Raw genomic sequence first — 10,872 nt, 5'->3', positions numbered from 1 at the left:
ACGAGGCCGGTACAGGCAGTAGAAAACGAAAAGGCCGCCCGTAGGGGCGGCCTTTTCGTTACAGGTAAGCTCAGCTTACAGCTGCGGGCCAGCGGCCTTGATGGCGTCGGAAACTTCGAACTTCTTGAAGTTTTCGATGAACAGCTTGGCCAGGCCTTTGGCAGCCTCGTCGTAGGCAGCCTTGTCAGCCCAGTTGGTGCGCGGGTTGAGCAGCTCGGTTTCAACACCCGGAACGGCCTTCGGCACATCCAGGTTGATGATGTCCAGGTGCTCGGTTTCGGCACCGATCAGCGCGCCACTCTGGATCGCAGCGATCACGGCACGGGTGGTCGGGATGCTGAAGCGCTTGCCAACGCCGTAGCCACCGCCGGTCCAGCCGGTGTTGACCAGGTAGACCTTCGAGTCGAAGCCTTTGATACGCTTGATCAGCAGCTCGGCGTACTCGCCAGCCGGGCGCGGGAAGAACGGCGCGCCGAAGCAGGTGGAGAAGGTCGACTTGATGCCGCTGCCCGAACCCATTTCGGTGGAACCGACCAGCGCGGTGTAGCCGGACAGGAAGTGGTAGGCCGCCTGCTCGTTGTTCAGGATCGAAACCGGAGGCAGAACACCCGTCAGGTCGCAGGTCAGGAAGATGACTGCATTCGGCTCGCCACCCAGGTTCGCTTCGGAACGCTTGGCAACGTGCTCCAGCGGGTAGGCCGCACGGCTGTTCTGGGTCAGGCTGACATCGCTGTAGTCGGCGTGCTTGTTGGCGTCGAGAACGACGTTTTCCAGCACGGCGCCATGCTTGATGGCTTTCCAGATGACCGGCTCGTTCTTCTCGGACAAGTCGATGCACTTGGCGTAGCAACCGCCTTCGATGTTGAACACCACGCCCTCGCCCCAGCCGTGCTCGTCGTCACCGATCAGGTAACGGCTTTCGTCGGCCGACAGGGTGGTCTTGCCGGTGCCGGACAGGCCGAAGAACAGGGTCACATCGCCTGCTTCGCCAATGTTGGCCGCGCAGTGCATCGGCAGCACGTCGGCAGCCGGCAGCAGGAAGTTCTGCACCGAGAACATGGCTTTTTTCATTTCGCCGGCGTAGCGCATGCCAGCGATCAGCACCTTCTTCTGGGCGAAGTTGATGATCACGCAACCATCGGAGTTGGTGCCGTCACGCTCAGGCTCGCACACGAAGTTGGCGACGTTGAGGACCTGCCACTCGCCACGGCCAGCCGGGTTGTACTGCTCCGGGTTGATGAACAGGCAACGGCCGAACAGGTTCTGCCAGGCAGTCTGGGTGGTCATCTTCACCGGCAGGTAGTGCTCGGCGGCCGCCCCTACGTGAACGTAGGAAACGAAGTGATCCTGGGCGTTGTTGAACGCCTCGACGCGGTCCCACAGGGCATCGAACTTGTCGGCCGGGAACTTGCGGTTGATCGGGCCCCAGGCAATGGCGTCCTGGGTGGAAGGCTCTTCGACGATGAAACGGTCAGCCGGCGAACGGCCAGTACGGTGACCGGTCTCCACGACCAGTGCGCCAGTATCGGCTAGTACGCCTTCACCGCGTTGCAGCGCTTCTTTTACCAGCTCATCGACGCTCAGGTCGGTGTACACGGTGTTGTTGGCTTGCGTCATGAGATACCCCATCCGGCCCGAGGCCGAGTGCTCCAAACGTTTTGTAGTTGTCTTGAAAAAACTACTACAGCGAAAAAAGTGGCCGGATTATGCCAGAAACGCCCAAAAAAAGTAGGCCCCTCCTGTCAGAACTGCGCTTTTGCGCAATTCGACAGGAGATTGTCCTGTGGTTAAACGTTTCAGTGACGAGTTTCTGAGGCTACGTCAGTGCCGCCACCGGCAAACAGTTGCGCCACATCGCTGGCGTCGAAGAAATAGCGCTCGTTGCAGAACTGGCAATCGATCTCCACCTGCCCGCCGCACTCTTCCACCAGCGCCTTGGCATCGTGCTCGCCCAAACTGACCAGCGCATTGCCGGAACGTTCGCGCGAGCAGCTGCACTTGAAGCGCAGCGGCTGGATATCGAACAGGCGCACGGCATCTTCATGATACAGGCGGTGCAGCAGGGTTTCGTTGTCCAGCGCCCACTCATCAGCCTTGAGCGTGGTAGCCAATGCCACAACGTGCTGCCAGCTTTCTTCACGCTCTTCATCGTCCGGCTGGCGATCGCGCGGCAGTTGCTGCAGCAGCAGGCCACGGGCCTTGCCGCCCTCGGCGTTGAGCCAGAAACGGGTATTGAGCTGCTGCGACTGGACGAAGTAGTTGGTGAAGCACTCCGACAGGTTGGTGCCATCGAGATCCACGGTGCCTTGGTAGCGTTGGCCCTTGACCGGATCGATGGTCAGGGTCAGGTGGCCGTCGGGCATCAGTTGCGACAGGGTGGCGCCGTCAGGGATCTGCTCGGCGTCATAGCGAGCCATGCCACGGATGTCGCGCTCGCTCGAACACTCCACCATCAGCAGCGGGATCGGCCCTTCCGAACGTGCCTGCAGAATCAGCAGGCCGTCGAACTTCATCGCCCCTACGAGCAAGGCAGTGGCCGCCATCAGCTCGCCGAGCAGTGCCTGCACTGGCTGTGGGTACTCATGACGCGCCAGCACCGCGGCGTAGCTGTCATCGAGAGACACCCACTCGCCGCGCACATCGCGCTCGTCGAAGATGAAACGTTGGGTGAAATCGGTATCAGGCAAGTCGCTCATAGGTTTTGGCTATCTGAAAAATGATGACAAAATGGTTACAAGGGTTGTCGAAAACATGTGAGAACCCCGTGACAGAGCGCTCACGAGGCGCTCCGATTTCTGTTTGCAATAGAGGTATTTTATGGACAATTCACCACTGTTCCAAGCAAGGTGGTCCTGGGGGCCATTGGCAGCCTGTACGCTGCTCCCCATCGCTCTACTGTGTTTCTGGTTATGGCCCATTGGCCAGATCTTGTGCCTGACTTTCGACGAGTGGCTGTTCCACAGCCTGAATTCTCCGCTGGCCGACAACACCACCTGGCGCTACATCTGGACCGTCGGCAGCCTGCGCCCGTTCGACATCGTCGTCGGCCTGATCCTTCTGGCAGTGCTTATCCGTGGCGACTGGGTGTTCAAGGCAACCCAGGTACGCCAGGCCTTTTTCGGTTTTCTGGTCACGCTGATCCTCTTAGTGGTGATTCGCGCGCTGTTTTCCAAGTGGGTGGATGCAGCAGGCTGGCAGCACAAGAGCCCGTCGATGATGTTCGACGAGGTGGTGCACCTCAGCGACTACTATCCGAACCTGGAGGCGGCCTGGGAGCTCAAGGACCGTTCCAGCAAGAGTTTCCCGGGGGATCATGCCTCGGTGTTGCTGGTCTGGGCGCTGTTCATGAGCGTGTTCAGCCGCCGCCTGGTGCAATATCTGGTGGTCTGGGGGTTGGCGGTATTGTTCATGTTGCCGCGCCTGGTGGCCGGTGCCCACTGGGGGCAGGATGACTACATCGGCGGGCTGCTGATGGCGGTGCTGGCGTTGGGCTGGAGCTGCTACACGCCGCTGGCGGCCAAGGGGAGCGCGCTGCTGCTGCGCTGGACGGCGCCGATGTTCGCGATCGCGGCCAAGTTACCGCTGGTCGGGCGCTTGGCGGTGACCCGCTAGATCCCTGGGTCTACTGCGTAGCCCATCGCGACACAAGGCCGCTCCTACAGGGGTTGCACAAGTTTCAGGGCTTGCGCAGTACCTGTGGGAGCTGGCTTGCCGGCGATGGGCCGCAAAGTGGCCCCGGCTATTCGAAGCTCCCATGCAACAGGTGAATCTGGCGCCGTTGCTTCTTGGTCGGCCGCCCATCGGTGGTCACGCCCATCGCCCCGGCCTTGCGCAGTTCCGCCGCCTGTTCGCGCCGGCGCACGCTGTCCTCGGTCTCTTCGTACAACGTCTGCGCTTCTGGCGCACCACGCCGCACCACCGACAGAGCCTTCACCACCACGGTGCGCTCGTCGAACCCGGTACGCAGCACGAACTCGTCACCCACCCGCGGCTCCTTGCCCGGCTTGCAGCGCTCACCCCGGCAGTGCACCTTGCCGCTCTCGATCGCCGCCTTGGCCAGCGCGCGGGTCTTGTAGAAGCGTGCTGCCCACAGCCATTTGTCCAGGCGTACCTTGTCGTCGTCTTCGGCTTTTTGTGCCATCCCATTACCTCGAACGCTGTGTTTCATCGAACTGTACTACCGTAACGATCGGATGCAAAAAATCCCCGCCGTGCTTACAGTTCAACACCTCATCCGCAGGGTGCGTTTCGTGAAGACATTTGACCATTTGACTGTGATCGGCCTGCGCGAGTGGGTCGCCCTGCCCGACCTTGGCGTGGCCGGGTTGCGCGCCAAGATCGACACTGGCGCCAGCACCTCCAGCCTGCACGCCACCGAGGTAGAGCCGTTCGAGCGCGACGGCCAGCCCTGGGTCCGCTTCACCGCACACCTTGGCTCGGTGGTGCAGTTGCGCCACCGGCGCTGCGAGGCACCGCTGGTGACCATGAAAACCATCAAGAGCTCCAACGGCCAGGCCCAGACCCGCTATGTCATCCGCACGTCACTGGCCCTGGGCGATGGTGTGTGGCAGGTGGAGTTCACCCTGGCCTGCCGCAAGAACATGCGTTATCGCCTGTTGCTGGGTTCCAAGGCCCTGATCCATGGTCAGCTGGTGGTCAACCCCGGTCTCAAATACGTACAAGACAAACCGGCCTTTCCGGCCACCCTTTCTCCTGCCACAGGTGCTGCATGAAGATCGCTGTGCTGTCGCGCAATCCGCGTCTGTATTCCACCCGCCGCCTGGTCGAAGCCGGTGCCCAGCGGGGCCACGAAATGGTGGTGATCGATACCCTGCGGGCCTACATGAACATTGCCAGCCACAAGCCGCAGATCCACTACCGCGGCAAACCGCTTGAAGGCTTCGACGCGGTGATCCCCCGCATCGGTGCCTCGGTGACCTTCTACGGCTGTGCGGTGCTGCGCCAGTTCGAGATGATGGGCGTGTATCCGCTCAACGAGTCGGTAGCGATAGCCCGCTCCCGCGACAAGCTGCGTTCGCTGCAACTGCTGTCGCGGCGCGGCATCGGCCTGCCGATTACCGGCTTCGCCCACTCACCGGACGACATCCCCGACCTGATCCAGATGGTCAACGGCGCCCCGCTGGTGATCAAGGTACTGGAAGGCACACAGGGCATCGGCGTGGTGCTGTGCGAAACCACCAAGGCCGCCGAATCGGTGATCGAGGCGTTCATGGGGTTGAAGCAGAACATCATGGTGCAGGAATACATCAAGGAAGCGGGTGGCGCGGATATCCGCTGCTTCGTGGTCGGCGACAAGGTCATCGCGTCGATGAAGCGCCAGGCCAAGCCGGGAGAATTCCGCTCCAACCTGCATCGTGGTGGGGTGGCCAGCCTGATCAAGATCACCCCGGAAGAACGCATGACCGCCATACGCGCGGCCAAGGTGATGGGCCTGAGCGTGGCGGGTGTGGATATCCTGCGCTCCAACCATGGGCCGCTGGTGATGGAAGTGAACTCGTCGCCGGGGCTGGAGGGGATTGAAGTGACCACCGGCAAGAACGTGGCCGGCATGATCATCGAGCATCTGGAGAAGAATGGCGGCCCTAATCAGACTCGGACCAAGGGTAAGGGCTGATTCAAGCCTGTACCGGCCCTATCGCCGGCAAGCCAGCTCCCACAGGATTACCACGACCTTCAGTTTTGTGGATTACCTGTGGGAGCTGGCCTGCCGGCGATAGGGCAGGTGCAGCCAACCAGATTCATACAGCATTACGCGGAAGCAACAACCCCAAAGGCAACCGTACCCGCGCCTCGATCCCGCCACCAGAGCGATTGCGCAGTTCCACATTCCCACCATGCTGCGCCGCGATCCGCTTGACGATCGCCAGCCCCAGGCCGGTGCCCTTGCCGCCGCGCGCCCGGTCACCACGAATGAACGGGTTGAAGATGGTCTCAAGCTCCGACTCGTCGATCCCCGTCCCGCGGTCCAGTACGCTCAGCACCACATACGGCGCACTCTCGTCGCCCGACACATAGGCGGCCACCTCGACCCCCTTGCCGGCATGGTGCAGGGCGTTGCCGATCAGGTTGCCCAGCATGCGTTTGAGCGAAACCCGGCGCAGCGGGAACGGTGGAATCGGCTCCAGGCACAACCGCACCCGTTCTTCCGGCTGGTTGTACGGTGCCACCACTTCGCGCACCAGGTCGGCCAGGTCGACCTCTTCAACCGGTTCGTCACGGCCATCGCGGATGAAGGCCAGGAACTGGTCGAGGATCGCGTCCATGTCCTCGATATCGCGGACCATGTCGTCACTCAGTTCGCTGTCGCTGTCCAGCAAAGACAGCGACAGACGCAGGCGCGTCAGCGGTGTGCGCAAGTCATGGGAAACCCCGGCCAGCATCAGCTCGCGCTCGCGCCCGGCCTGCTCGACATCCTCGGCCATCTGGTTGAAGGCCTTGTACACCTCGGTCATCTCGCTGGGCGTGTCGCTGATCGGCAGGCGCACGCTGCGCCCCTGGCCCAGCTGCCGGGCGGCGAACACCAGGCGCTTGAGCGGCTGGTTCAGCTGGCGCACGAAGATCCAGGCCGAAGCTGTGGACAACAGACCGATGGCCAGGAACCAACCCAGCACGTTCCAGATCTTCTGCCCACGCAGCGGGTGCGGGTATAGCGGTACCTTCAACCAGCCCGGGCCCAGGCTTGGCGCATTGACCCACAACGCCGGCGGCGCATGAATGCGCAGCCGTACCTCGGTGTCTTCACCCAGTTCGGCCCGCATCTGCCGCTGGTAGATTTCGCTGTAGGGCCAGTGCTGCTCACCCTCGGGCACGCCCGAGCCGGTAACCCGGATAAGGCCTGCCGCTTCGGCGATCTTGTCGCGGTTTTCTTCGTCGGCCGCCCAATAAGCGCGCAGGGTCAGCGCAACACCGTGGCTGTACTGACGGTCGACCAGCACGTCCTCGTTCATCAACAGGTAGACCAGGGTCAAGGCCTTGGAGAAGAGAACGACGATCAACACCAGCCACAGGGTGCGGGCGAAGAAACTTTGCGGAAACCAGAGCGGTGTTTTCATCGACGGCGCGGCATCATTTACCGGCGTTACCGTCTGGCACGAACACGTAGCCCACGCCCCACACGGTCTGGATATAACGCGGCTTGGACGGGTCCGGCTCGATCATGCGGCGCAGACGCGAGATCTGCACGTCGATGGAGCGTTCCAGCGCATCCCATTCTCGGCCACGCGCCAGGTTCATCAGCTTGTCGCGGGTCAGCGGCTCGCGCGCGTGCATGACCAGCGCCTTGAGCACGGCGAATTCGCCGGTGGTGAGCATGTGCACTTCGTCGCCACGCTTGAGTTCGCGGGTGGCCAGCGACAGCTCGTAGTCGCCGAAGGTGACCGACTCGTCTTCGCTGCCAGGCGCACCCGGCACGCTCGGTGCCTGGCGACGCAGCACGGCCTTGACCCGGGCCATCAGCTCGTCCGGGTTGAACGGCTTGCCCAGGTAGTCGTCGGCGCCCAGCTCCAGGCCCTTGATACGGCTGAGCTCGTCACCCTTGGCGGTGAGCATGATGATCGGGATCTGGTTGTTCTGCTGGCGCAGGCGCTTGCATGCCGACAAGCCATCTTCGCCGGGCAGCATCAGGTCGAGCACCACCAGGTTGAACACCTCACGCTGCAGCAGGCGGTCCATCTGCTCGGTGTTGGGCACCGCGCGGGCACGGTAGCCCTTGCTGGTGAAGAAACGTTCCAGCAGGCTGCTCAGCCCCGGGTCGTCGTCGACGATGAGAATCTTGTCACCTTCAGCGGTGTTTGGCGTGCCGGTCATGAATAACTCCTCTGATATCGCCGCGCATTATGGCGTAGCCATTGCTGCACGTTGCGTGAGCATTGTTAGCAGATTTTTCCCCCGGCGCCAGTTCCGGCTGGCCGGGCGCCATCACCGCAAGCCGTTTGCGATGGGTATAATGCGCGGCTTTCATCCAGCGCCGCCGGGCGACAGGCCCACAGGCGACCCCCGTATTCACAAATGTCAGGTGGTTTACATGGACAGCATCAACAGCCGTATCGCCGAGGAACTGGGCGTACGCCCCCAGCAGGTCGAGGCGGCCGTGGGCCTGTTGGACGAAGGCTCGACCGTGCCCTTCATCGCCCGCTACCGCAAGGAAGTGACCGGTAGCCTGGACGACACCCAGCTGCGCCATCTGGAAGAGCGCCTGCGCTACCTGCGCGAACTCGACGAGCGCCGCGCCAGCATCCTGGCCAGCATCGAGGAGCAGGGCAAGCTGACCCCGGAACTGGCCCGCGAGATCAAGCTGGCCGATACCAAGACCCGCCTCGAAGACCTGTACCTGCCGTACAAGCAGAAGCGCCGCACCAAGGGCCAGATCGCCCTGGAAGCCGGCCTCGGCGAGCTGGCCGACGGCCTGTTCAACAACCCCGACCTGGCCCCGGAAAGCGAAGCCGCACGCTTCGTCAACGCCGACAAGGGCGTGGCCGACGTCAAGGCCGCGCTGGAAGGCGCCAAGTACATCCTCATGGAGCGCTTCGCCGAAGATGCCGCCCTGCTCGACAAGCTGCGCAGTTTCCTCAAGCAGGAGTCGGTACTCAGCGCCCGCGTCGTGCCTGGCAAGGAAGAAGAAGGTGCCAAGTTCCGCGACTACTTCGCCCATGACGAGCTGCTGCGCAACGCCCCGTCGCATCGCGCCCTGGCAATTTTCCGCGGGCGTAACGAAGGCGTGCTGAGCGCCTCGCTGAAAGTCGGCGAAGAACTGCCCGGCACCCTGCACCCGTGCGAGCTGATGATCGGCAACCACGTCGGTATCGAGAACCGCAACCGCCCGGCCGACAAGTGGCTGGGCGAAGTGGTCCGCTGGACCTGGAAGGTCAAGCTGTACACCCACCTGGAAACCGACCTGTTCGGCGAGCTGCGCGACAACGCCGAAGGCGAGGCGATCAATGTGTTCGCCCACAACTTGCACGACCTGCTGCTGGCCGCCCCGGCCGGCCCGCGTGCCACCCTGGGCTTCGACCCGGGCCTGCGTACCGGCTGCAAGATCGCCGTGGTCGATGCCACCGGCAAGCTGCTGGACCACACCACGGTCTACCCGCACGCACCGAAGAACGACTGGGACCGCACCATTTCGATCATGGCTGCGCTGTGCGCCAAGCACTCGGTGGAGCTGATCGCCATCGGCAACGGCACCGCCAGCCGCGAAAGCGACAAGCTGGTGGCGGAGCTGGTCAAGAAGTACCCGGCACTGAAGATCACCAAGATCATGGTTTCCGAGGCCGGCGCTTCGGTGTACTCCGCATCGGAACTGGCCGCCCGCGAATTCCCGGACCTGGACGTGTCGATCCGTGGCGCCGTGTCGATTGCCCGCCGCCTGCAGGACCCGCTGGCCGAGCTGGTGAAGATTGACCCGAAATCCATCGGTGTCGGCCAGTACCAGCATGACGTGTCTCAGCTGAAACTGGCGCGCGGCCTGGACGCCGTGGTCGAGGATTGCGTGAACGCAGTGGGCGTGGACGTCAACACCGCCTCGGTGGCCCTGCTGACGCGCATCTCCGGCCTTAACGCTACCCTGGCGCAGAACATCGTCGCGCACCGCGATGCCAACGGCCCGTTCGCCACTCGCGCGGCACTGAAAAAGGTCAGCCGCCTGGGTGAGAAAACCTTCGAACAGGCCGCCGGCTTCCTGCGCGTGATGAACGGCGACAACCCGCTGGATGCCTCCGCGGTGCACCCCGAGGCCTACCCGCTGGTGCAACGGATTGCCGCCGATACCGGCCGTGACATCCGCTCGCTGATCGGTGACAGCAGCTTCCTCAAGCGCCTGGACCCGAAGAAATTTACCGATGAAACCTTCGGCCTGCCGACCGTCACCGACATCCTGCAGGAACTGGACAAGCCTGGCCGCGACCCACGCCCCGAGTTCAAGACCGCCACTTTCCAGGACGGCGTCGAAGACCTCAAGGACCTGGAACCGGGCATGATCCTCGAAGGCGTGGTGACCAACGTCACCAACTTCGGTGCCTTCGTCGACATCGGCGTGCACCAGGACGGCCTGGTGCACATTTCGGCGCTGTCGGAGAAGTTCATCAAGGACCCGCGTGAAGCGGTCAAGGCCGGCGACGTGGTCAAGGTCAAGGTCATGGAAGTGGACATCCCGCGCAAGCGTGTCGGCCTGTCCATGCGCATGAGCGACACCCCTGGCGAGAAGGTCGATGGCAACCGCGGCGGTAACCGTGGCAATGGCGGCAACCGCCAGCAGCAGGTGCCGCGCCAGCGCGAAACCGCCACCGCAGCACCGGCCAACAACGCCATGGCCGCACTGTTCGCCAACGCCAAGCAGCTCAAGAAGAAGTGATGGACGTTCCACGCGAATACGTCGAAAGCGCCTTCAGCCAGCTCCTCGGTTGCCATCTGCAACGCCTGGAAACAGGTGTTGCCGAGGTAGCCCTGGCGCTCGAGCCACACTTGCGCAACCGTGGCCAGAAGCTGCACGGCGGGGCGATCTTCAGCCTGGTGGACATCGCCATGGGCCTGGCCTGCTCGGCCAGCCATGGCTTCGACCAGCAAAGCGTCACCATCGAGTGCAAGATCAACTACATGCGCGCCGTCAGTGACGGCGAGGTGCTGTGCACCGCCCGTGTGCTGCACGCCGGGCGGCGCACCCTGGTGGTCGACGCCGACGTAGTTCAGGGCGACAAGCTGGTCGCGAAAGCGCAAGGAACCTTCGCGGTTCTCTAGCTCACCAAGCAGTATCTGCGGTATTTTCGGCAACAGCCGGGGCCGCTTCGCGCCCCATCGCCGGCAAGCCGGGCTCCCACAGGTAATGCACAAGCCTGAATATCGTGGTTTACCTGTGGG

10 protein-coding genes are annotated in these 10,872 nt (G+C 62.9%); 5 read left to right on the top strand and 5 right to left on the bottom strand.

Annotation, left to right across the window (positions count from 1 at the left end):
- Positions 1–75: 75 nt before the first annotated feature.
- Positions 76–1,617, bottom strand: coding sequence for a phosphoenolpyruvate carboxykinase (locus tag ACK1U9_RS24065; protein ID WP_063914462.1), 1,542 nt, complete (start codon positions 1,615–1,617; stop codon positions 76–78).
- A gap of 179 nt (positions 1,618–1,796) precedes the next feature.
- Entirely contained in the window at positions 1,797–2,696 is a 900-nt protein-coding gene (gene hslO, locus ACK1U9_RS24060) for an Hsp33 family molecular chaperone HslO (protein WP_046614527.1), read from the bottom strand.
- A gap of 121 nt (positions 2,697–2,817) precedes the next feature.
- Here hslO and ACK1U9_RS24055 point away from each other — a divergent pair, with 121 nt between their 5' ends.
- Positions 2,818–3,612 (top strand): phosphatase PAP2 family protein, encoded by a 795-nt coding sequence (locus ACK1U9_RS24055; RefSeq protein ID WP_135002127.1) that lies wholly within the window; start codon positions 2,818–2,820, stop codon positions 3,610–3,612.
- Positions 3,613–3,739: 127 nt separating this feature from the next.
- Here ACK1U9_RS24055 and ACK1U9_RS24050 read toward each other — a convergent pair whose 3' ends face one another.
- Positions 3,740–4,141 carry an RNA-binding S4 domain-containing protein gene (locus ACK1U9_RS24050; protein ID WP_046614529.1) on the bottom strand — a complete coding sequence of 134 codons (402 nt, stop codon included), beginning with the start codon at positions 4,139–4,141 and terminating at the stop codon, positions 3,740–3,742.
- Between the two features lie 109 nt (positions 4,142–4,250).
- On the opposite strand from ACK1U9_RS24050, the gene rimB reads away from it, so the two are divergent.
- Positions 4,251–4,733, top strand: a complete 483-nt coding sequence (rimB, locus tag ACK1U9_RS24045) for a retropepsin-like aspartic endopeptidase RimB (protein WP_449110231.1) — start codon at positions 4,251–4,253, stop codon at positions 4,731–4,733.
- A complete protein-coding gene (gene rimK / locus ACK1U9_RS24040; RefSeq protein WP_085599963.1) occupies positions 4,730–5,635 on the top strand; it encodes a 30S ribosomal protein S6--L-glutamate ligase in 906 nt (301 codons plus the stop codon). Before rimB ends, rimK begins: the two co-directional genes overlap by 4 nt.
- A gap of 124 nt (positions 5,636–5,759) precedes the next feature.
- On the opposite strand, the gene ACK1U9_RS24035 is transcribed toward rimK, so the two are convergent.
- Together ACK1U9_RS24035 and ompR are read right to left on the bottom strand one after the other, a co-directional pair.
- On the bottom strand, positions 5,760–7,073 hold the full coding sequence (locus tag ACK1U9_RS24035) for an ATP-binding protein (protein ID WP_046614530.1): 1,314 nt from the start codon (positions 7,071–7,073) through the stop codon (positions 5,760–5,762).
- A 13-nt stretch (positions 7,074–7,086) separates the two neighbouring features.
- Positions 7,087–7,827, bottom strand: a complete 741-nt coding sequence (ompR, locus tag ACK1U9_RS24030) for an osmolarity response regulator transcription factor OmpR (RefSeq protein WP_012270052.1) — start codon at positions 7,825–7,827, stop codon at positions 7,087–7,089.
- Between the two features lie 217 nt (positions 7,828–8,044).
- On the opposite strand from ompR, the gene ACK1U9_RS24025 reads away from it, so the two are divergent.
- Both ACK1U9_RS24025 and ACK1U9_RS24020 read left to right on the top strand, forming a co-directional pair.
- Positions 8,045–10,369, top strand: a complete 2,325-nt coding sequence (locus ACK1U9_RS24025) for a Tex family protein (protein ID WP_449110230.1) — start codon at positions 8,045–8,047, stop codon at positions 10,367–10,369.
- A complete protein-coding gene (locus ACK1U9_RS24020) occupies positions 10,369–10,752 on the top strand; it encodes a PaaI family thioesterase (RefSeq protein WP_052970513.1) in 384 nt (127 codons plus the stop codon). Before ACK1U9_RS24025 ends, ACK1U9_RS24020 begins: the two co-directional genes overlap by 1 nt.
- Positions 10,753–10,872: the final 120 nt, after the last annotated feature.

This window comes from Pseudomonas sp. XP1 (genome assembly GCF_053557675.1).
Note: the sequence above shows the minus strand (reverse complement) of the source record. Positions and strands in the feature narration are given on the sequence as shown.